This is a genomic window from Helicobacter pylori, assembly GCF_017594925.1.
GTDB lineage: Bacteria > Campylobacterota > Campylobacteria > Campylobacterales > Helicobacteraceae > Helicobacter > Helicobacter pylori_DP.
In genome coordinates this window covers 69964-92041 of the sequence record NZ_JAALNT010000002.1, presented here as the reverse complement: position 1 = coordinate 92041, position 22078 = coordinate 69964, and the positions used below count along the sequence as shown (strand labels likewise).

The 22078-nt window shown below is 39.8% G+C and carries 23 protein-coding genes; 12 read left to right on the top strand and 11 right to left on the bottom strand.

Translation table 11 applies throughout. The features are described 5' to 3' along the window. Positions 1-11: 11 nt before the first annotated feature. On the bottom strand, positions 12-326 hold the full coding sequence (rpsJ, locus tag G6069_RS01285) for a 30S ribosomal protein S10 (RefSeq protein ID WP_000411561.1): 315 nt from the start codon (positions 324-326) through the stop codon (positions 12-14). A 210-nt stretch (positions 327-536) separates the two neighbouring features. Between rpsJ and G6069_RS01280 the strand changes: the two genes are divergently transcribed. Next, positions 537-1622 carry an ATP-binding protein gene (locus tag G6069_RS01280; RefSeq protein WP_197293140.1) on the top strand — a complete coding sequence of 362 codons (1086 nt, stop codon included), beginning with the start codon at positions 537-539 and terminating at the stop codon, positions 1620-1622. Between the two features lie 232 nt (positions 1623-1854). Next, positions 1855-2433, top strand: coding sequence for a hypothetical protein (locus G6069_RS01275; RefSeq protein WP_197293139.1), 579 nt, complete (start codon positions 1855-1857; stop codon positions 2431-2433). Here G6069_RS01275 and G6069_RS01270 read toward each other — a convergent pair. Genes G6069_RS01270 through fumC form a run of 3 tightly spaced genes read right to left on the bottom strand, consistent with a single transcriptional unit; the run spans position 2407 to position 4715 of the window. Beyond that, positions 2407-3021 (bottom strand): ribonuclease HII, encoded by a 615-nt coding sequence (locus G6069_RS01270; RefSeq protein ID WP_197293138.1) that lies wholly within the window; start codon positions 3019-3021, stop codon positions 2407-2409. The genes G6069_RS01275 and G6069_RS01270 overlap by 27 nt on opposite strands. Positions 3022-3050: 29 nt before the next feature. After that, positions 3051-3302 (bottom strand): hypothetical protein, encoded by a 252-nt coding sequence (locus G6069_RS01265; protein ID WP_197293137.1) that lies wholly within the window; start codon positions 3300-3302, stop codon positions 3051-3053. 21 nt (positions 3303-3323) lie between these two features. Continuing rightward, positions 3324-4715, bottom strand: a complete 1392-nt coding sequence (gene fumC / locus G6069_RS01260) for a class II fumarate hydratase (RefSeq protein ID WP_197293136.1) — start codon at positions 4713-4715, stop codon at positions 3324-3326. Positions 4716-4889: 174 nt separating this feature from the next. On the opposite strand from fumC, the gene crdA reads away from it, so the two are divergent. The 4 genes from crdA to G6069_RS01240 are packed head-to-tail and all read left to right on the top strand — an operon-like array spanning position 4890 to position 10637. Beyond that, the gene (crdA, locus tag G6069_RS01255) at positions 4890-5267 is read left to right on the top strand and encodes a copper resistance determinant CrdA (protein WP_000731610.1); all 378 of its coding nucleotides are present in this window, start codon (positions 4890-4892) and stop codon (positions 5265-5267) included. A gap of 4 nt (positions 5268-5271) precedes the next feature. After that, positions 5272-6510 carry a copper resistance outer membrane protein CrdB gene (gene crdB, locus G6069_RS01250; protein ID WP_197293135.1) on the top strand — a complete coding sequence of 413 codons (1239 nt, stop codon included), beginning with the start codon at positions 5272-5274 and terminating at the stop codon, positions 6508-6510. Continuing rightward, positions 6507-7523, top strand: coding sequence for an efflux RND transporter periplasmic adaptor subunit (locus G6069_RS01245; RefSeq protein WP_197293134.1), 1017 nt, complete (start codon positions 6507-6509; stop codon positions 7521-7523). The genes crdB and G6069_RS01245 overlap by 4 nt, the downstream gene beginning before the upstream one ends. Beyond that, positions 7524-10637 (top strand): efflux RND transporter permease subunit, encoded by a 3114-nt coding sequence (locus tag G6069_RS01240; RefSeq protein ID WP_197293133.1) that lies wholly within the window; start codon positions 7524-7526, stop codon positions 10635-10637. It abuts the gene before it with no gap. On the opposite strand, the gene G6069_RS01235 is transcribed toward G6069_RS01240, so the two are convergent. From G6069_RS01235 to dnaJ, 3 genes are read right to left on the bottom strand one after another with little or no spacing between them, the layout of a single operon-like run. Then, positions 10634-10981, bottom strand: a complete 348-nt coding sequence (locus G6069_RS01235) for a branched-chain amino acid transport AzlD family protein (RefSeq protein ID WP_120889688.1) — start codon at positions 10979-10981, stop codon at positions 10634-10636. The genes G6069_RS01240 and G6069_RS01235 overlap by 4 nt on opposite strands. Next, a complete protein-coding gene (gene azlC / locus G6069_RS01230; RefSeq protein WP_197293132.1) occupies positions 10975-11661 on the bottom strand; it encodes an azaleucine resistance protein AzlC in 687 nt (228 codons plus the stop codon). Before azlC ends, G6069_RS01235 begins: the two co-directional genes overlap by 7 nt. A 10-nt stretch (positions 11662-11671) precedes the next feature. Next, positions 11672-12781 (bottom strand): molecular chaperone DnaJ, encoded by a 1110-nt coding sequence (dnaJ, locus tag G6069_RS01225; RefSeq protein WP_197293131.1) that lies wholly within the window; start codon positions 12779-12781, stop codon positions 11672-11674. A gap of 181 nt (positions 12782-12962) precedes the next feature. Between dnaJ and G6069_RS01220 the strand changes: the two genes are divergently transcribed. Further along, entirely contained in the window at positions 12963-14042 is a 1080-nt protein-coding gene (locus tag G6069_RS01220) for a hypothetical protein (RefSeq protein ID WP_231627796.1), read from the top strand. 41 nt (positions 14043-14083) lie between these two features. Here G6069_RS01220 and mnmA read toward each other — a convergent pair whose 3' ends face one another. Then, the gene (gene mnmA / locus G6069_RS01215; RefSeq protein ID WP_197293129.1) at positions 14084-15112 is read right to left on the bottom strand and encodes a tRNA 2-thiouridine(34) synthase MnmA; all 1029 of its coding nucleotides are present in this window, start codon (positions 15110-15112) and stop codon (positions 14084-14086) included. 140 nt (positions 15113-15252) lie between these two features. On the opposite strand from mnmA, the gene G6069_RS01210 reads away from it, so the two are divergent. Then, positions 15253-16014 carry a J domain-containing protein gene (locus G6069_RS01210; protein WP_197293128.1) on the top strand — a complete coding sequence of 254 codons (762 nt, stop codon included), beginning with the start codon at positions 15253-15255 and terminating at the stop codon, positions 16012-16014. On the opposite strand, the gene nadD is transcribed toward G6069_RS01210, so the two are convergent. Then, positions 16011-16526 carry a nicotinate (nicotinamide) nucleotide adenylyltransferase gene (nadD, locus tag G6069_RS01205; protein WP_197293180.1) on the bottom strand — a complete coding sequence of 172 codons (516 nt, stop codon included), beginning with the start codon at positions 16524-16526 and terminating at the stop codon, positions 16011-16013. The genes G6069_RS01210 and nadD overlap by 4 nt on opposite strands. Beyond that, a complete protein-coding gene (gene nikR / locus G6069_RS01200; RefSeq protein WP_197293127.1) occupies positions 16519-16965 on the bottom strand; it encodes a nickel-responsive transcriptional regulator NikR in 447 nt (148 codons plus the stop codon). The genes nadD and nikR overlap by 8 nt, the downstream gene beginning before the upstream one ends. A 323-nt stretch (positions 16966-17288) precedes the next feature. Here nikR and exbB point away from each other — a divergent pair, with 323 nt between their 5' ends. From exbB to hopM, 4 genes are all read left to right on the top strand, one after another. Beyond that, positions 17289-17726, top strand: coding sequence for a TonB-system energizer ExbB (gene exbB / locus G6069_RS01195; RefSeq protein WP_000508568.1), 438 nt, complete (start codon positions 17289-17291; stop codon positions 17724-17726). Continuing rightward, positions 17723-18112, top strand: a complete 390-nt coding sequence (gene exbD / locus G6069_RS01190; RefSeq protein WP_000836345.1) for a TonB system transport protein ExbD — start codon at positions 17723-17725, stop codon at positions 18110-18112. The genes exbB and exbD overlap by 4 nt, the downstream gene beginning before the upstream one ends. After that, positions 18078-18932, top strand: coding sequence for an energy transducer TonB family protein (locus tag G6069_RS01185; RefSeq protein ID WP_197293126.1), 855 nt, complete (start codon positions 18078-18080; stop codon positions 18930-18932). The genes exbD and G6069_RS01185 overlap by 35 nt, the downstream gene beginning before the upstream one ends. 189 nt (positions 18933-19121) lie before the next feature. Next, positions 19122-21203 (top strand): Hop family outer membrane protein HopM/HopN, encoded by a 2082-nt coding sequence (gene hopM, locus G6069_RS01180; protein WP_231627792.1) that lies wholly within the window; start codon positions 19122-19124, stop codon positions 21201-21203. Positions 21204-21346: 143 nt separating this feature from the next. Here the strand turns inward: hopM and G6069_RS01175 are convergent, their stop codons facing one another. After that, positions 21347-22075, bottom strand: coding sequence for a TerC family protein (locus tag G6069_RS01175; RefSeq protein WP_197293125.1), 729 nt, complete (start codon positions 22073-22075; stop codon positions 21347-21349). Positions 22076-22078: the final 3 nt, after the last annotated feature.

The window sequence follows — 22078 nt, the reverse complement described above, 5'->3', positions numbered from 1 at the left end:
ATGCGTTAGGACTACTTCGTTTCCATAGAGGTTACTTCTACATCCACTTCAGGAGCCAAATCCAACTTCATCAAGCTATCCACGGTTTCTGGGGTGGCCGAAATAATATCAATCAATCGGCTATAAACCCTAATCTCAAACTGCTCTCTTGAATCCTTATTGACATGCGGGGAGCGCAAAACGGTGTAACGCTTATTCTTAGTCGGTAAAGGGATAGGCCCTCTAATTTCAGAACCTGAGCGCTTTACGGCTTCCACGATAGCCACAACAGAGCGATCCAACACTCTATGGTCATAAGCTTTGAGCTTCAACCTGATTTTTTCCATAAACTCTCCTAAAAGAACTCGTTTCATTCGTTACTTAAAAACAGAATAAAACAATAAAATAAAAACTGAAATACTACTCAAAATGCGCCATTTAGTCAATAACTTTTGCTATTTTTAGGGCTTTTTAGAGATTTTTACTTCCTTTTTATAAGGAAATATAAAAAAATGCGCTACGATTATCTTAATCCAATCCCCTTTGTAAGGAAGTTCATGCCCCTTTCTTGCTTGCACCCTTTTGGGCCTTTTGAAACCCCTAAAGAGCCGGCTTTAAACAACCCGCTTTTAAAGGCGCCTTCAAGCGATAAAATCTGTCTTTTAGGGCCGATGAAATCCGGTAAAACCACTTTCGCCCTCAAACTAGCGAAAAATTTCAAAAACCCTGTGTATCTCAATTACAATGACATGCGTTTGAACCAAAACATTCTAAGCTCATGGCTTCTAAAATGGCATTTAGAAAAGAAAATGGACTTGCTCATTTTAGATCATATTGAGCGCTTGGATTTCAGCCTGCCTAAGCTCCCTAAAATCGTTCTTATCCCTAATTATTTAAGCCCCATAACAGTGCCCAATTTTAGCTTGCGCTATGCGTTAGGGTTGAATTTTAAAGAATATATTAGCTTTTTCAAATCCAACACCCCTAAAAACACCCTGTTTAACCGCTTTTTAAGAGACGGCAACGCTTTAGACTCGCTTTTTACAGAAAACGAACAAGAAAAAATCCTAAAAAAACAAGAAAATATCAAACTAGCCTTTCAAGCTTACGCCCCCTTAATGGCTAAAATCTGTGCGTATCAATCTAAGTTTGTGAGCGCTTTTTATCTTTATACGCAATTCAAAAAAGAGCTTAAAACCTCTAAAGACACCCTTTATAAATTGTTACACGCGCTAGAAAAACAACGCATCCTTTTTTTAGTCCCTAGTTTTGAAAGCCATAAAACCAAATTGTATTTGTGCGATTTTGCCTTGCCTTATAGCCTGACTCCTAGCCCCTCGCTTTTAAGCGTTTTTGAAAACATGGTTTTTTTAGAGCTTTACAAGCAATTCCCCCATTATGAGCTTTACTCCCATGATAATGGGATTTTTATCTTGCGAAATCCTACCAGCAAGCTCGCCCTCATCGCCCACGCTTTCCCCACGCCCCATTTTTTAGAAAAACAGCTTCTATGGTGCCATGAGCATGGGTTTTTAAATATCGTGGTGGTTTCTATCAACGCCCCTATTTCAGCAACCAATACCCCCTACAAACACCTTAATTTCATTGATTTTTCTTTGGATATTCAATCTATTTTGGTATAATAGTTATTATGTATTTATGTATTTATGTATTTATGTATTTATGTATTTATGTATTTATGTATTTATGTATTTATGTATTTAATATTATTACTAAAATTTTTAATTGATTATTTAATATTTTTTATTTTTTCTTAAGCTAACTCGCTATAAGCTATCCCAGTATTTCGCCTTTTTGAGAAATACCGCCTACCCTAAAAGCGTAGGATATTTTTTTTATAGAAAGGAAGCTACAATGAACGCATTGAAAAAATTAAGTTTATGCGCCTTGTTATCCCTAGGCCTCTTCGCTCAAACAGCGCATGCTCATAGTTTAAAGGACACGATCAACTATCCTAGTTGGCTTAAAGTCAATCTTTTTGACAAAAAGAACCCGCCCAATCAATATGTCGGATCGGCTTTTATTTCTGGTAAAAGGAACGATTTTTACGCCAACTACATCCCCTATGATGACCAATTGCCCCCTGAACAAAACGCTGAAGAAATCGCTCTTTTAAGGGCCAGAATGAACGCTTACAGCTCGTTAGAAAGCGTTTTAATCACTAAAATACACCATCGCATTGTTAAAGTGCTTCAAGTTAAAAATAACTCTATCAGCTATTTATTCGGGCTTGTTGATTTTTTAACGTCTAAATCCATTTTGGCTAAAAGGTTCGTGGATACCACCAACCATCGTGTGTATGTCATGGTGCAATTCCCTTTCATTCAGCCTGAAGACTTAATCGCTTACTTTAAAACCAAACGCATCAGTCTTTCTTCAGCGAGCGCTACCCATCTCAGCGCCCTTTTAAATAAGGCGTTGTTCCACATCTAAAAGTTTGGGATTTAAGATGCGGTTTTTAAGCGTGAAGCTATGCCGATGAAAAGGCGTAGCCCCTAGCTTAATGATCGCTTCTATATGTTGTTTAGTCCCATACCCGCAATTCTTATCCCAGCCGTATTCCTTAAACAAAGCGTGCAATTGTCGCATTTCTCTGTCCTTAGCAGCTTTCGCCAAAACAGACGCCATAGCGATTTGAGCGATTGTTTCATCGCCCTTGATGATGGTTTGTATATTGGGGTAGCGTTTATCCAAGCCAAACGCCGTGTTGCCGTCTATTTTTATTTCATTGGCTAAAGAGCAACCATTTTCTAAAATCTCTTCAATAGCGAGTTTCAAACACGCCCCTAAGCCCAAGCTATCAATTTCATTCGCGCTTTTTTTAACCACGAAAAACCCCACCTCACCATGCGTTTTGATTTTATCTTCTAAGAAAAAGCGCTTTTTTGGGCTGAGCTTCTTGCTATCCCTAAGGCCCATTTTTAGAAATTCTAAGGCCGTTTTTTCATCGCACACCACCCCCGCCACAAAAAGCGAACCGGCCAAACACCCCCTACCCGCTTCATCAATGCCTAAAATCATTGATACGCAACCAAACCGGTATAAAATTCCTACTCACACGTTCCATGCGTTATCCTGTTTTCTCTTAGCTTCTTAATAAACTCTGTTAATTCTTTTTCAAAGTTTTTCACGCTTTTTCTGTCGCTTGGCGATGAGAGGATAGTCAAATGATGCGCCCCATCAGTTAGCTTGGCATGCTTGCTTCCAGATTCCAAATAAAGATTCAAATCTTTATTGTCGTGCAACGCTTCTTTTAAGATCTTACGAATCTCTTTGCAATGAGTGGCTTTTTCAGGATTCATCTCGCACGCCCGCCCAAGGTTTCAAGCCTTAGGTCCGATCATCTTTTCAGGCACCACGAATTTGTCAAAGTCTTCAGCGCTCAAGAGTTTCAATTCCAGCGCGCTTTCTTTTAAAGAAATACCTTTTTTGTGGGCGTTTTTAGCGATTTTAGCGGCGTTTTCATAGCCTACATGCGGGTTTAGGGCGGTTACTAGCATTAAAGAATGGTGCAAGTAATAATCAATTTTTTCTTTGTTAGGCTCAATACCGCTCGCGCAATGGATATTGAAACTTTCCATGCTATCGCTTAAGAGCCTTAAACTTTGCAAGAAATTATAAATGATCACCGGCTTGAACACATTCAATTCAAAATTACCCTGACTGGCCGCAATGCCAATAGCGGTATCATTCCCCATCACTTGCACGGCCACCATTGTCATCGCTTCGCATTGCGTGGGATTGACTTTACCGGGCATAATAGAACTGCCCGGCTCGTTTTCAGGGATATTAAGCTCGCCCAAACCACAGCGCGGTCCGCTCGCAAGCCATCTAATATCGTTAGCGATTTTCATTAAATTCGCCGCTAAAGCCTTAAAAGCCCCATGCGCATAAGCGATAGCGTCATGGCTAGTGAGCGCATGAAATTTATTGGGCGCAGAAATGAATTTCACGCCGCTAAACTGGCTCAATTCTTCAGCCACTTTTTCACTCAATTCTTTATGAGCGTTTAGCCCTGTGCCTACGGCCGTCCCGCCTATGGCTAATTCTCTTAGATGCTCCAAACTCTCTAAAATTTGTTGTTTAGAATGCTCTAACATGCTCGCATACCCGCTAAATTCTTGCCCCAAAGTTAAAGGCGTAGCGTCTTGTAAATGCGTGCGCCCGATTTTGACAATCTCTTTAAATTGCTGGCTTTTGTCTTTAAAGGTTTTTAACAGATTCTCTAAACTAGGGAGCAGTTTATGCGTGATTTCTAGCACGCTCACAATATGCATTGCGGTAGGGAAAGTGTCATTAGAGCTTTGAGACATGTTCACATCATCGTTAGGGTGGATGAGTTTTTTCTCCCTGAAATTGCCCCCTAAAATTTCGGTAGCCTTATTGGCAATGACTTCATTGAGATTCATATTCGTTTGAGTCCCGCTCCCTGTTTGCCATATCGCTAGGGGAAATTCGCCGCACAGCTCGCCTTTTAAAATGCAATCGCACGCCTTGATAATGGCTTGCGATTTTTCCAAGCTTAATTTCCCTAACTTGTGGTTGACAACCGCCAGACTCCTTTTGAGTTTGGCAAACGCGCCAATGAGTTCTTTAGGCATTTTTTCAGTGCCGATTTTAAAGTTTTCAAGACTGCGTTGCGTTTGAGCCCCCCAGTATTGGCTATCATTTACTTTGATTTCGCCCATCGTGTCATGTTCAATTCTAAATTGCATGCTAATCCTTTGAAATTTGATTTTAAAACCTTAAAAAAATAGCATAAACTCTTATACCTTCTACTTAAAACCCCATTTTTTTTAAAAACCATTTCCACAATTTTTACACAAAAGAGGGTTATCATTCGTCCGCAACAAGAATTTTCTTGTTATATTAATGTAAAGGTCAAAACGATGAAAAAGTTAGCCGCTTTATTTTTAGTAAGCGCGTTGGGGGTTATGAGTTTGAACGCATGGGAGCAAACCCTAAAAGCCAATGACTTGGAAGTGAAAATCAAATCCGTGGGTAACCCCATTAAAGGCGATAACACTTTTGTGCTTAGCCCCACTTTAAAAGGTAAGGCTTTAGAAAAAGCTATCGTTAGGGTGCAGTTTATGATGCCTGAAATGCCTGGCATGCCAGCGATGAAAGAAATGGCGCAAGTGAGTGAAAAAAACGGCCTTTATGAAGCGAAAACCAATCTTTCTATGAACGGGACATGGCAGGTGAGGGTGGATATTAAATCTAAAGAGGGCCAGGTTTATCGCGCTAAAACAAGCCTGGATTTATAAGAGCATGCTATCTTTTATAAGTGCGTTTTATAAAAGGGGCGTTTCAATACGCCTTTTAAGTGCTTTTTTACTGCTTTTTAGTTTGGGTTTTGCTAAAGATTTAGAGATCCAATCTTTTGTGGCTAAATACCTTTCTAAAAATCAAAAAATACAAGCCTTACAAGAGCAAATTGACGCTTTAAGTTCTCAAGAAAAAGCCGTTAGTAAGTGGGATAACCCTATTTTGTATTTAGGCTATAACAACGCTAATGTGAGCGATTTTTTCAGGCTGGATAGCACCTTAATGCAAAACATGAGCGTGGGTTTATCTCAAAAAGTGGATTTAAATGGTAAAAAACTCACGCAGTCTAAAATGATTAATTTAGAAAAGCAAAAAAAGATATTAGAGCTTAAAAAAACCAAGCAGCAATTAGCGATTAGTTTAATGATAAGCGGCATTGAAAATTATAAAAACCAACAAGAAATAGAGCTTTTAAACACAGCGATTAAAAATTTAGAAAACACCCTTTATCAAGCCAACCATTCCAGTTCGCCCGATTTAATAGCGATCGCCAAGCTAGAAATTTTAAAATCGCAATTAGAAATCAAAAAAAACAATTTAGAAGAAGCGCTCTCTAGTAGCCATTATTCCATGGGTGAATTGGCTTTTAAAGAAAACGAGCTTTTAAGTATTGCCCCTAAAAATTTTGAATTTAATAAGGAGCAAGAGTTATATAACATTAGCGCCACTAATTACGATATTGCGATCGCCAGGCTTGATGAAGAAAAAGCGCAAAAAGACATCACTTTGGCTAAAAAAAGCTTTTTAGAAGACGTGAATGTTACCGGGGTGTATTATTTCCGCTCCAAACAATACTATAACTATGACATGTTTAGCGTCGCCTTGTCCATCCCTTTGCCCCTTTATGGCAAGCAAGCCAAATTAGTGGAGCAAAAGAAAAAAGAAAGCTTGGTGTTTAAAAGCGAAGTGGAAAACACCAAAAACAAAACGCGCCACCTGGCCCTAAAACTCCTTAAAAAATTAGAAACCTTGCAAAAAAACCTAGAATCGATCAATAAAATCATCAAGCAGAATGAAAAAATCGCGCAAATTTATGCGCTTGACTTGAAATCTAATGGCGATTACAACGCTTATTACAACGCTTTTAACGACAAAATCACTATCCAAATCACCCAGCTTGAAACCTTAAGCGCTCTAAATAGCGCTTATTTGTCTTTACAAAACCTTAAAGGATTAGAATGAAACGGCTTTTATTGTTGGCCTTGATTTTATTTTTTAACCCCTTATTCGCTAACACTCAAAAAACTCAAGAAATTAAAGAAACCAAAGAAGCTAAAAGCCAAACCCGTTTTAATATTTCCACCACTAAGGTCATAGAAAAAGAATTCGCCCAAAGCCGGCGCTATTATGCGATTTTAGAGCCTAATGAAGCGCTGATTTTTTCTCAAACCCTGCGTTTTGATGGCTATGTGGAAAAGCTTTATGCGAATAAAACCTATACCCCCATTAAAAAGGGCGACAGGTTATTGAGCGTGTATTCCCCTGAATTAGCGGGCGTTCAAAGCGAATTGTTATCGTCATTGAAATTCAACCAACAAGTGGGAGCGATTAAAGAAAAATTAAAACTACTAGGGCTAGAAAACTTTAGCATTGAAAAAATCATCAGTAGCCATAAAGTCCAAAATGAAATCACTATTTACTCTCGTTTCAACGGCGTTATTTTTAAAAAAAGCCCCAATCTCAATGAGGGGAGTTTCATTAAAAAAGGGCAAGAGTTGTTTCAAATCATAGATTTAAGCCGATTGTGGGCGCTTGTTAAAGTCAATCAAGAGGATTTAGAGTTTTTAAAAAACACGCATCAAGCGATCTTGTTCGTAGAAGGGGTTAAAGGCAAGCAAGAAATCGCGCTTGAAAACATCAACCCCATCATAAATGCGCAAGATAAAATGCTAGAAGCGCGCTTCAATGTGCCTAATCTTAAACAGCTTTACTACCCTAACATGTTCGCTCAAGTAGAAATCTTTCAAAAACCACAAAAAATGAAGATTTTGCCTAAAGAAGCGGTTTTGATTAAGGGGGGGAAAGCTATCGTGTTTAAAAAAGATGATTTTGGCTTAAGCCCGTTAGAAATTAAAGCCGTTCGCTTGAGCGATGGGAATTATGAAATTTTAGAGGGTTTAGAAGCGGGCGAAGAAGTCGCTAATAACGCTTTATTCGTGCTAGACGCTGACGCTCAAAACAATGGGGATTATTGAATGATAGAAAAAATCATTGATTTAAGCGTTAAAAACAAACTCCTTACCACTTTATTCACTCTACTCATTTTTTTAGCCTCTTTGTGGGCGATAAAAAGCGTTCGTTTAGACGCTTTGCCGGATTTAAGCCCCGCTCAAGTGGTCGTGCAAATCACTTACCCCAATCAAAGCCCTAAAATCGTGCAAGAGCAGGTTACTTACCCACTAGTTTCTACTTTCATGAGCATCGCTAACATTGACACGGTTAGGGGGATTTCTAGCTATGAAAGCGGCTTGATTTACATCATTTTTAAAGACGGCGTCAATTTGTATTGGGCTAGGGATAGGGTTTTAGAGCAGCTAAACCGAGTGAATAATCTGCCTAAGGACGCTAAAGTGGAAATAGGGAGCGATTCCACTTCTATTGGCTGGGCGTATCAATACGCTCTATCTAGCGATAGCAAGAATTTAAGCGATTTGAAAGTCTTGCAAGATTTCTATTACCGCTACGCGCTTTTAGGGGTTGATGGGGTGAGTGAGGTTGCGAGTGTGGGGGGATTTGTAAAAGATTATGAAGTAACGCTTCAAAACGATTCTCTGATCCGCTATAACTTGAGTTTAGAGCAAGTCGCTAACGCGATTAAAAATTCCAACAACGATACCGGTGGGGGCGTTATTTTAGAAAACGGGTTTGAAAAAATCATAAGATCGCATGGTTATATCCAATCTTTGAAGGATTTAGAAGAAATTGTGGTTAAAAAAGAAGGGGCTATCCCTTTAAAAATCAAAGATATAGCCAGCGTTAGGCTAACGCCAAAACCGCGCAGAGGAGCAGCCAATCTCAACGGCGATAAGGAAGTGGTAGGCGGGATTGTCATGGTGCGCTATCACGCTGACACTTATAAGGTGCTTAAAGCCATTAAAGAAAAAATCGCTACCTTACAAGCGAGTAACCCTGATGTGAAAATCACCAGCGTGTATGACAGGAGCGAATTGATTGAAAAAGGCATTGACAATTTGATCCACACGCTCATAGAAGAAAGCGTCATTGTGCTAGTCATTATTGCGATTTTTTTACTGCATTTCAGGAGCGCTTTAGTGGTGATTATCACTCTGCCTTTAAGCGTGTGCATCAGTTTCTTGCTCATGCGTTATTTCAATATTGAAGCGAGTATCATGAGTTTGGGGGGCATTGCGATCGCTATAGGGGCGATGGTGGATGCGGCGATTGTGATGGTGGAGAACGCTCACAAGCATTTGCAGCGCATTGATACGAAAGACAATATCCAAAGGGTTAATGCCATCATGCAAGGGGTTAAGCATGTGGGGGGTGCGATATTTTTTGCTTTAATGATCATCGTGGTTTCTTTCTTGCCTATTTTTGCGCTCACCGGCCAAGAAGAAAAGCTTTTTGCCCCTTTAGCTTACACCAAAACCTTTGCCATGCTAGTGGGAGCAATGCTTTCTATTACGATAGTCCCTATTTTAATGGTATGGCTCATTAAAGGGCGGATTTTAGAAGAGTCTAAAAACCCCATTAACGCTTTTTTCATGAAAATTTATGGCGTGAGTTTGAATGTTGTGCTTAAATTCAGATACGCTTTTTTAATAGCGAGCATCTTAGGTTTAGGGGGCTTGTATCTAGCGTATAAAAAACTCAACTGGGAATTTATCCCCCAAATCAATGAAGGGGTAATCATGTATATGCCAGTAACGCTTAATGGCGTGGGCATTGACACCGCTTTAGAATATTTGAAAAAAAGCAATGCCGCTATCAAGCAACTGGATTTTGTCAAACAGGTTTTTGGTAAAGTGGGGCGTGCTAACACCAGCACCGATGCCGCCGGTTTAGGAATGATAGAAACCTACATTGAATTAAAGCCAAAAAACGAATGGAAAGAAAAGCTCAGTTATAAAGAAGTTAGGGACAAATTGGAAAAAACCCTGCAATTAAAAGGCTTGACTAATTCATGGACTTACCCCATTCGTGGCAGAACGGACATGCTCTTAACCGGCATTAGAACGCCCCTAGGCATCAAGCTCTATGGTAATGACACGGATAAATTACAAGAATTAGCGATCCTTATGGAGCAACAGCTCAAAACCCTAAAAGAGAGTTTATCCGTCTTTGCCGAGCGATCGAATAACGGCTACTACATCACGCTGGATTTGAACGATGAAAATCTGGCTCGTTATGGCATCAACAAAAACGCCGTATTGGACACGATTAAATTCGCTCTGGGCGGATCCACGCTCACGACCATGATTAAAGGCGTAGAAAGCTACCCTATTTCTTTACGCTTAGAAGACACCGATAGAGACACCATTGAAAAATTAAAAAACCTCTACATCAAAACCGCTTACAATTACATGCCCTTAAGGGAATTAGCCCATGTGTATTACGACAACTCGCCGGCGGTGCTAAAGAGCGAAAAGGGCTTGAACGTGAATTTTATTTATATTGTGCCGCAAAATGGTATCAGCTCTGACACTTACAGACAACTAGCGATAAAAGCGCTAGAAAAAATCCAATTGCCTAGCGGGTATTATTATGAATTTAGCGGCGAAAGCCAGTATTTAGAAGAGGCGTTTAAAACCTTACAATACATCGTGCCGGTGAGCGTTTTTATCATTTTTATTTTAATTGTCTTTGCTTTAAAAAATTTCACTAATTCCTTACTATGCTTTTTCACTCTGCCTTTTGCGTTTTTGGGGGGGTTGATTTTTATGAATCTCATGGGATTTAACATGAGCGTGGCGGCGTTAGTGGGCTTTTTAGCCCTTTTGGGGGTGGCGAGCGAAACGGCTATTGTGATGATCATTTATTTAGAAGACGCGTTTCAAAAATTCATCAAAACCCCTTTAAAAGAGCGAACGACTACCGCCTTAAAAGAAGCTATCATGCATGGGGCGGTGCTTAGGGTAAGGCCCAAGCTGATGACCTTTTTTAGCATTTTAGCTTCACTCATTCCGATCATGTATAGCCATGGCACAGGTAGTGAGATCATGAAATCCATCGCCGCACCCATGCTAGGGGGAATGATAAGTAGCGTTGTTTTAACGCTTTTTATTATCCCTACGGCGTATTTTGTGATCAAGAATGCGGGAATTAAAAGCAATCAAATATCATTTTAAGAATTAAAAAAAGCCTTTTCTAACGCATGGCTTTGGACTAAAACCATATAAAGAATGGTAGGGATCGTGATGCTTAAAACAAACACCTTAAAAATGCGGTGCAAAAGGATAACGGACAAAAAAGCGGTGATCTCATTGATCCCATAAGGGGGTTTTAAAATGTGAATGTCTTTAAAACAATAGATCACGAGCATGCCTATCACTGAGCATGATAAAGCCCTACCCAAATAACGCACAAAGTCGTTGGGCGGGTTTTTAGCGTTAAACACCATAAAAGGCCAAATGCGCGTGAAGTAAGTCGTTATTATAATAACTAAAAGAATAAGTATAGAATGCGTTAACATTCTAACTGCTTTCTAAAAACAATGAGAACAAGCACCATTAAAACTAAAGCGATGAGCAAAAAGTATTCAGTCCCAAAGAGCGCTAAACAAACGACCGCAATAATAATCCCAAGCCATGCGTTTTTATGATTCGTGGTGCGTTTGTATTGCTCCATAAACAGCACGATAAAAATCGCTGTCATCACAAATTCCATGCCTTGAGTGTCAAAAGAAAAATGCGAACCCACTAACGAACCCACTAACGAGCCAAAAATCCAATAAGAGTGGTTGAGTAAGGAAATGCTAAAAATAAAGTCTTTTTCACTAACCCCCTCTTTAGGGGCGTATAAATTCAATAAAGCAAAGGTTTCATCCGTGAGCGCATGTGCTAAATAGGGCAAACGCCATTGGGTGTTTTTAAATCTATCTAGCATAGAAAGCGCATAACAAGTCTGCCTCGCGTTCACTAACAAGCTCACAATAACGACATTCATCAAGCTCGCTTGCGCGCTTAAAAGCGTGATCGCTACAAACTGCACCGCCCCAGCATAAATGAATAACGACATGAACAGAGCGACTTTATAATCATAGCCATGCTGGACTAAAAGCATTCCAAAAGTCATTCCCATAAGCAAATACCCTAAAAAGATAGAAATGGTATGAGGGAAAGCGTCTTTGAAGGCTTTTAGAAACTCGCGCACCAATAACCTTTTACTTAAACCAGTCTTTAATTTTAGAAATACAGGTTTCTAAAACGCTTTTATGCGGTTCGCCCTCATAGCCAAAACTCGCATGCAATTTTTCCAATAACCCTTGCTGCTCTTTATTCAAGCTTTTAGGGTAAATCACTTGCAACACCACGATCAAACTCCCCCTATAAGAGCTTTCAGGGTGTTTCACGCCCTCGTTTCTAAACGCAAAAGTTTGCCTGTCTTTGGCGTTTCTAGGGATTTTTAATTCCAATTCGCCTCCTCTTAAAGACGGCACTTTAATCGTATGCCCTAAAGCAATAGTGGTGAAAAACACCGGCGCTTCAATGAACAAATCACAGCCTTCGCGCTTGAAATGCTCATCTTCTTTGACTCGCGCTTCTAAATACAAATCCCCTCTTTTCCCCTTCTCGTATTCATTGCCCTTATTTTTAAGCACCATGCGGTTTTGATCATCAATGCCCTCAGGGATTATCGCGTCAATTTCTTCATCTTTAAGAATGTAGGTTTTACCCTTACACGCTTGGCATGGGGTTTTAATGATCTTGCCCTTGCCTTGACACGCCCCACAAGTTTGCGCAAAACTCATAAAACCTTGACGCATGAACACCTGCCCCTGCCCATTGCATTGCTTGCAAGTCTCTAAGGCTTTATCTTTAGCGCCCGTGCCATCGCAACTTTCACAAACACTCTGGTATTGGACTTTAATGGTTTTTTTACAGCCAAAAACCGCCTCTTTAAAACTCAATTCAATGGTTTGCAAATAATCCGGTGCGATAGAGCTTTTTTGCCTTTTGCTCCCCCTAGCGCCAAACCCAAAAGCGTCTTCAAAAAACGAGCCTAAATCTTCAAAAAAATCAGAAAAATCGTTTTGGCTCGTGCCGGCTTGGTTTAAGCCTTTTTTACCATACCTGTCGTATAAAGCCCGTTTCTTTTCATCGCTTAACACCCCATAGGCTTCATTGATGAGCTTGAATTTTTCTTCGGCTTCTTTATCGCCGGCGTTTCGGTCTGGGTGGTATTTTAAAGCCAGCTTTCTGTAAGACTTTTTAATGGTCTCTTGGTTGCTGTGTTTTTCCACTTCTAAAATTTCATAATAACTCAATTCCACGATCGCTCCAAAAATGGCATCAAAACGCTTATTTTATCTTAAAAGCGATAATTTTGCGTGTTTTAGTGCATGCCAAAACTTAGATAAAATAACACGATGAAACTATAGTAATAAAGATAACCTTATGAGATTTTTTTGCTTTTTCTTATTTTCTCTAACCTTTTCAAACGCACAGATAATGATGACTTTTGATTCTCAAACAAACGCCAAACTCTCACGCTCTAACGAACAGCTCTCAGACATGCTTTATAAACTCAATGAAAGTTTAAGAATCTATCAAAGCGTGCTTTCCAACAACCAAGATCAACTTAAAGAAATCAAAAAGGCTAACAGCACCCTAACTAGCCAGAGGCGTTTTTTTAACGCCAGCCAAATCCGCCTTATGGACACGGATGCGTTATTGAAACAAAGCGCTTTGGAATTAGAAAAATTACAAGCTTTAGAAAAACGCTTAAAAGAGAGCATGGAACAAGAACGCTTAATCAAAGAATCCCAAACGCTTTTTTTGCAAGAGCATTGCCCTTATTTGAGCGACGTTAAGAATTTAGAAGAGGCTTCAAACGCTTTAGAAGTCCAAGAGCAAAACAACGCCCTTTTCTTACTCAAAGAGCCTAAACTCGCCCATTTGCTCTCGCAACTGGATTTGATGAGCGCTTTAAACGCCTTATGCGATCAGGTTTTAGAAAATGAAATACAGGATCAACAATCCCATAACAAAACCCTAGAATACAACGCTCTTATGAACCATGATTTTCAAGCCTATAAAGCCATGCGTTTGAGAAAATTTAAAAACAAGCTTCAAAGCCAAATCCAAGCTAAAGAAGACGCCCTAAAAACCTTTTTACCTCTAGAAAAACGCCTAGAAACTTTAAAATCGCGCTTTTTATGCGACAAAGAAAATCTCAAATCATGCGCTAACCAATTGCGCCAACGCTACCAAAACGCCCTTATAGAGCGAGACAAGGAATTAAAAAACGCTAAAAACAACAAAGAAAAGCATGCTCTAATCTTAGCCAATTACGAGCACACTTTAAAAACCTTGAATATAGAATTTCTAAGCGAATTGAGTGAGCAAATGGCGTTTTTGAATGAAACCATGGCGTTAAACGCCCAAGTTTTAGCCCTTTTAGCCAAACAGCATGCCAAAACGCCAAAGCCTTTCAATTTGAGCGGTGATTTGAGCGATAAAAAGGCTTTTATTAAAAATATCCGCCTAGATCCGCATGGATTCCCTAGCTTTGAAAATTTTAAGCGAGAGTGAGCTTAAAAAAGCGATCAACTAGGCTATAAACGCAAAAAGCCTTAAACGATCACGCCCCCACCAAGCAAGATGTCATCTTTATAAACCACTAAGGCTTGCCCTTTAGCCACGCCGTAAAAAGGCTCTTTAAATTCCACTTCAATCACCTCGTCTTTCAAACTCACAAACGCTTTAGCAGGCACGCTCCTGTAACGAGCCTTGATAGAATATTCGCCATCTTTAAAATCTTTCATCAAAGATTTGTTTTGAGCCTTAAGGGAATGCGTGGCGAGATCTTCTTTTTTGCCCACAATTAACTCGTTCTTTTTAGCGTCAATCCCCACCACAAAATGCGGCTCTAACGCGCCTTTAATACTAAAGCCTTTGCGTTTGCCAATCGTGTATTGCATATAGCCTTTATGCGTGCCAATGACTTCGCCTTGTAGGTTCTTCACCACGCCCTCTTTTTCCACTTCAACATGCTTTTTTAAAGTGTCAATGTAGCTTTTTTCCACAAAGCAGATTTCTTGAGATTCCTTATAAGTCTCTAAAGTGCCTAAAAAAGGCATCGCATTCAAGGCTAAAGGCTTAATATCCTTTTTTAACAAATCCCCTAAAGGGAACACCAATTTAGCGATCACTTCATGCTCTAAAGCGTATAAAAAATAGCTCTGATCTTTAGTTTTATCCACAGCCTCTTGAATATAACTTACCTTGTCAATTTCTTTGACTCTCGCATAATGCCCGGTAGCGATCTTTTCACACCCTAATTTTAAAGCGTGATCTAAAGCTAGCCCAAATTTCATTAAAGGGTTGCACAACGCGCATGGATTAGGGGTTTGCCCTTCTTCATACGCGCTGATAAATTCATCATAAACCGCGCTTTTAAAATCCTTTTGAAAATCCAACACCTCTAAAGGAATACCTAAAAACTCGCACGCTTTTTGAGCGTTTTTAATGTATAAATCATGCTTTTTTTCACTCGCATGGAGTTTTAAATAAATCCCCACTAATTCATGCCCTTGCTCTTTTAAGCTATAAGCGCTATAAGAGCTATCCACCCCCCCACTGAGTAATACCGCTATTTTCATTTTTGTATCTTTCATCATTAGTATGTGGCTTGTAGTCTAGCGCAAAAACCATTCATAACTACCCTTTTTAACCATTGGCATGCTAAAATACGCCTAGTATTTTTTAAAACCACCTAAAACGCATGGAGAAAATAAGGGTAATGGCCAAAATTGAATTGTTAGCCAGATTCACGCAAATCGCGCTCCCTAACAACCACCCTTTATTGAAAAAAGTTTTACACTACGCTAAAAAACATTTCAGCCAGTGCCACATGCTCTCTTCATCGCTACTCATTTTAAACGACACGGAATGTTTTAAAAAAAACTACTTGCTCAATTGGGTCTATCATGCCCTTGAATGCGCGCATGAGAAAGATATTAGCATGCATTCTTTAGAAGAGATTTTACAAAAAAGCCGCTTGCCCATACGCATCAAAATCATCAATCAAAACACGCTTTTAGAAAAAATAGAGGTGAAAGTTCTAACCTTTAGGGCAGAATACGCGCTTTTTATCACCAAGCACCCTATCGCTAAGCGCTTTTTACGCCAAAAATTTAGTGGCTATGTGTTTTTAGAAACCCAAGATGAATTGCATATAAGGGGCGATTCAGAGCGTTTTTGGGAACTTATTTTAACGCTCAACGAAAACAAGATCGTCCATAACGCATGCTTAGATTTCATCTATCCTAATGGCTTTGGCAAGGACAGCTACACCACTATGGCTGAACGCAAATTAAAAGAATGCTATAAAACGCTAGGGTTTATCAAGCATGAAGATTTCAGCGAAGTCAAAAAACGCTATTTAGAATTGGCTAAAACCTACCACCCTGATTTATGCGATCTGAAAGAAAAAAAAGCTCTTTATGCCAAACGCTTCGCTATTATTCAAGAAGCCTACCGCCACATTAAAAAACACGCCTAAACCCCCAAACTGGCCCTAATCGCGCTAGAAGAAATCGGCGCGTCAATGCCCTTTAAAGGGTGATAGTGTCCCTTAAACTGGATCTCTTCATAGCCAATCCTTTCAAAAACCACTAATTCCACCCTTTTTAAAAGCTCTGTAGCGTTAGTCCAAGAAGAAAGGTGCCTCAAACAATCCGCCCCTATGACTAAATAAAGCGTTTGTGGGCGGTAGAGTTTTTGGAAATGAAGCACGCTTCCTATCGTAGGCACAGCCCTTTCTTGCTTGATTTCAAAATCGCTCAATAGCACCCTAGGCATTCCCTTTAAAGCTATTTCTAATTCCTTAAAACGGGTTTTTGCGTCCAAAAAACATGGCTTTTTGAAAGGGTTTTGATAAGCGGGCAAGACAATGAGCTGAGCGAATGGCAGTAATTCTAAAGTTTGCTCAATAATGGCTAAATGAGCCTTGTGTAAGGGATCAAAACTCCCTCCATAGAGCGCTAATTCTTTGTATTTTAAGACGCTATTCATTGTGTTCAAAGCTAGACGCCTTAGTCAATTTAGCGAATTTAACCCCCCTAAGCCCCCCGATTTCTAATTGCAAGCGTTGGATTTCAAACGAATTGCCTTGTAAAATAATCGTCTCCAAACAATTATGCTCGTCCATGTGAATATGAGTGTTGCATAAAACATGCGTCCCGCTGGCATGCTGAATGTCTATCATGCGCTGGTTCAATTCCCTTTGATGGTGATCATAAATCACCACAAGCACGGCGATCTTACTCCCATCATTAGGATTATCTTCTGCCCAATTGTCTTCTACTAATTTTTCTCTGATCATGTCGCGCACTAATTCTGAGCGAGAAGAATAGCCGTTTTTAATGATGCGGTTGTCTAATTCGTCTAATAAATTTTGTTGCAAAGAAACCGAAAAGCGGATGATTGAATCGTCTTTATTGGGTGTATCCATTGAGAAAAATCCTTTTTTGGCATGAGTTTATTAAAAGCCGCTCATGCTAGTATGATTGAATTAATTTAAAATGAACAATTATAATACAGATTGGATTTAAATGGTTGGCCATAAGAGCGTTTGAATTTAATTACAATTACTATCTTAATTATCATTGACTTGTTATTATTAAAACAATATAATCAACAAACTAACATTCTTTTATCATTTTGGAGCATTTATGCGAACGAATGCTTCTTAAAGAGCGCATGCTCTTTAGTATGGCTGTATCGCATGTTGCTTTAATCTTAAGGGAATTGTTTTATCATAGACAAGGAGTTTTTATGGGCGGTTTTTCAGTGGGAATGTTGAAAGATTATGTGGACATATTTGTTTTTGCGGTGCTTGGCGTGGCCAGTTTTTTAGCTTTGTGGTTTGTGATTGAAAGGGTTATTTTTTATTCTAAAGTCGATTTGAAAGCTTATGATGATATAGATGCCCTAAATTTGGATTTAACCAAGAATCTAACCATTCTCTATGTGATTTTTTCTAACGCGCCTTATGTGGGCTTATTGGGGACGGTTTTAGGGATCATGGTAATTTTCTATGACATGGGCATGAGCGGCGGGATGGACGCTAAAACGATCATGGTAGGTTTGTCTTTAGCTTTAAAAGCGACCGCTCTAGGGCTTGCTGTGGCGATTCCCACTTTGATCGCTTATAATAGCTTGTTGAGAAAGTCCGATGTTTTGAGTGAAAAATTTAGGATCATGAAAAAATGAAAAGCATCAGAAGAGGCGATGGGCTGAATGTTGTCCCTTTCATTGATATTATGCTCGTTTTGCTAGCGATTGTGTTGAGTATTTCTACTTTTATCGCGCAAGGTAAGATTAAAGTCAATCTCCCTAACGCTAAAAATGCGGAAAAAACGCAGTCAAACGATCAAAAAGTGGTGGTCATCTCCGTAGATGAGCATGACAATATTTTCGTAGATGACAAACCGACGAATTTAGAAGCTTTGAGCGCTGTAGTCAAACAAACAGACCCTAAAACCCTTATAGACTTAAAAAGCGACAAAAGCTCTCGTTTTGAAACTTTTATCAGCATTATGGATATTTTAAAAGAGCATAATCATGAAAATTTCTCCATCTCCACGCAAGCTCAGTAAAGTTTCAACGAGTGTTAGCTTTTTAATTTCTTTTGCCCTATACGCTATAGGGTTTGGCTATTTTTTACTGCACGAAGACGCCCCAGAGCCTTTAGCACAAGCTGGGACCACTAAGGTTACCATGAGTTTAGCCAGCATTAACACCAATTCCAATACAAAGACCAATGCTGAGTCGGCTAAACCCAAAGAAGAGCCTAAAGAAGAACCCAAGAAAGAAAAGCCAAAAAAAGAAGAGCCCAAAAAAGAGACAAAGCCTAAACCCAAACCCAAACCCAAGCCAAAACCAAAACCTAAACCAAAGCCAAAACCCAAACCTGAACCAAAACCCGAGCCTAAGCCTGAACCTAAAGTTGAAGAACCTAAGAAAGAAGAGCCTAAAGAAGAACCCAAAAAAGAAGAAGCTAAAGAGGAAGCTAAAGAAAAAAGCGCTCCTAAACAAGTAACGACTAAAGATGTAGTCAAAGAAAAAGACAAGCAAGAAGAGTCTAACAAAACCTCTGAGGGTGCAACTTCTGAAGCTCAAGCTTATAACCCAGGGGTAAGCAACGAATTTTTAATGAAGATCCAAACCGCTATTTCTTCTAAAAACCGCTACCCTAAAATGGCGCAAATTAGGGGCATTGAGGGCGAAGTGTTAGTGAGCTTTACGATCAATGCTGATGGGAGCGTTACAGACATTAAAGTCGTCAAAAGCAACACGACGGATATTTTAAACCATGCGGCTTTAGAAGCCATTAAGAGCGCGGCGCATTTGTTCCCTAAACCAGACGAAACCGTGCATCTAAAAATCCCTATCGCTTATAGCTTGAAAGAAGACTAACTAGCCTTTCTTTTAGGGGCGATTCAAGCCTTAAAAGTTAGGCCAAAACCCCTATTTTTCGCAATTTACAAAAAAAAAAAAAACAAAATCTCTAAAATTTAGAGCTAAAATTAGCCATAAAATTCCATTTATTGCTTATAATATGAAGTTTCTTTGTATCAAAGAAAAATCTAATAAAAGGAGAAAAACATGAAAATCAAAAAATCTCTCTTGCTCTCTCTTTCTCTCATGCTCTCATTATCAAGAGCTGAAGATGACGGATTTTACATGAGCGTGGGCTATCAAATCGGTGAAGCGGTTCAAAAAGTGAAAAACACTGGAGCGTTGCAAAATCTTGCGGACAGATACGATAATTTGAGCAACCTTTTAAACCAATACAATTACTTAAATTCCTTAGTCAATCTAGCCAGCACGCCTAGCGCTATCACGGGTGCGATTGACAATCTAAGCTCAAGCGCGATCAACCTCACTAGCGCTACCACCACTTCCCCCGCCTATCAAGCTGTGGCTTTAGCGCTCAATGCGGCTGTTGGCATGTGGCAAGTCATAGCCCTTTTTATTGGCTGTGGCCCTGGCCCTACCAACAATCAAAGCTACCAATCGTTTGGTAACACACCAGCCCTTAATGGGACCACCACCACTTGCAATCAAGCGTATGGGACAGGCCCTAATGGCATCCTATCCATTGACGAATACCAAAAACTCAACCAAGCTTATCAGATCATCCAAACCGCTTTAAACCAAAGTCAAGGGGGTGGGATGCCTGCCTTGAATGACACCACCAAAACAGGGGTAGTCAACATACAACAAACCAATTATAAGACCACCACACAAAACAACATCATAGAGCATTATTATACAGAGAATGGGAAAGAGATCCCAACCTCTTATTCAGGCGGATCAGCATTCTCACCTACAATACAATTGACATACCACAATAACGCTGAATACCTTTTGCAACAAGCCGCTACTATCATGCAAGTCCTTACCACTCAAAACCCCCATGTGCAAACGAGCAATGGCGGTAAAGCGTGGGGGTTGAGTTCTACGCCTGGGAATGTAGTGGATATTTTTGGCCCTTCTTTTAACGCTATTAACGAAATGATCAAAAACGCTCAAGCCGTTTTAGAAAAAACCAAACAGCTTAACGCTAATGAAAACACCCAAATCACGCAACCAGACAATTTCAACCCCTACACTTCTAAAGACACGCAGTTCGCTCAAGAAATGCTCAATAGGGCTGAAGCTCAAGCAGAGATTTTAGGTTTAGCTAAGCAAGTTGCGGACAATTTCCACAGCATTCAAGGGCCTATCCAAGGGGATTTAGAAGAATGTAAAGCAGGATCGGCTGGCGTGATCACTAATAACACTTGGGGTTCAGGTTGCGCGTTTGTGAAAGAGACTCTCAATTCCTTAGAGCAACACACCGCTTATTATGGCAACCAGGTCAATCAGGATAAGGCTTTGTCTCAAACCATTTTGAATTTTAAAGAAGCCCTTAACACCCTGAATAAAGATTCTACAGCAATCAATAGCGGTATCTCTCACTTGCCTAACGCTAAATCTCTTCAAAACATGACGCATGCCGCTCAAAACCCTAATTCCCCAGAAGGTTTGCTCACCTATTCTTTGGATACCAGCAAATACAACCAATTCCAAACCATCGCGCAAGAATTAGGCAAAAACCCCTTTAGGCGCATCGGCGTGATTGACTACCAAAACAATAACGGGGCGATGAACGGGATCGGCGTGCAAGTGGGTTACAAACAATTCTTTGGTAAAAAAAGGAATTGGGGGTTAAGGTATTATGGTTTCTTTGATTACAACCATGCTTATATCAAATCCAACTTCTTCAACTCGGCTTCTGACGTGTGGACTTATGGGGTGGGTATGGATGCGCTTTATAACTTCATCAACGATAAAAACACCAACTTTTTAGGCAAGAACAACAAGCTTTCCGTGGGGCTTTTTGGTGGCTTTGCGTTAGCCGGGACTTCGTGGCTTAATTCCCAACAAGTGAATTTGACCATGATGAATGGCATTTATAACGCTAATGTCAGCACTTCTAACTTCCAATTTTTGTTTGACTTAGGCTTGAGAATGAACCTCGCTAGGCCTAAGAAAAAAGGCAACGATCATACCGCTCAGCATGGCATTGAACTAGGCTTTAAAATCCCTACGATCAACACCAACTATTATTCTTTCATGGGCGCGAAACTAGAATACCGAAGGCTCTATAGCGTGTATCTCAATTATGTGTTTGCTTACTAGGTGGCACAAATCCTCTTTTTAAGGGGGTTTCATTGCGAAATGCCCCTATGCGCTTATGAGTTTTGATTAAAATTTAGTTGTTCATAAAAGCATGAAAGCCTTTTACAAATAACTCCTTTAATTTTGTTTTTAAAAAACGCTTTTTAACTTTTTTTCATTTTCTTTTCTATGAAAATGTTTAAGCATTCTATGAGCAAGGCAAAACCAATACCCGCATACAAATAATTTTTATCAACATGCAAATGCAAGCCTTCTAAAAACAAAAACACGCCCACAACGAGCAAAAACACAAAGGCTAAAGTTTTGATGCGATAATGCCTTTCAATAAAATCGCCAACGATTTTGGAAAAAAACATCATCACGATTACGGATAAAATAATAGCAAGCGCCATGACTTCTAAGTGTTTAGCGATCCCAATAGCCGTGATCACAGAGTCTAAAGAAAAGACAATGTCTAAAAACATGATTTCTATTAAGGCGATGGAAAAGCCAAACGCTTTTTCTTGGCGTTTTTCTTTAGGGTAAATCTGCTCTTTTAGTTCCACTAACGCCTTAAAAGCCAAAAACGCCCCCCCTACAAGCAACACCACATCACGCCATGAAAAGCTCATGCCCGCTATAGTGAATAAAGGCTTTTGCAAATGGCTGATAAAAAACAAGCTCCCTAAAAGCCCTATACGAGCGATCATCGCTAAGCCCAAGCCTAAAATCATGGCCTTATTTTGCTGGTGTTTGGGGAGTTTATAGACCATCACCGTGATAAAAATGATATTATCAATCCCTAAAACGATCTCTAAAAGCGTGAGCGTAGCCAAGGAGACTATGCCATGCGGTGTAGAAAGAGCGTCTAAGAGTGAGGATAAAAATTCCATAAA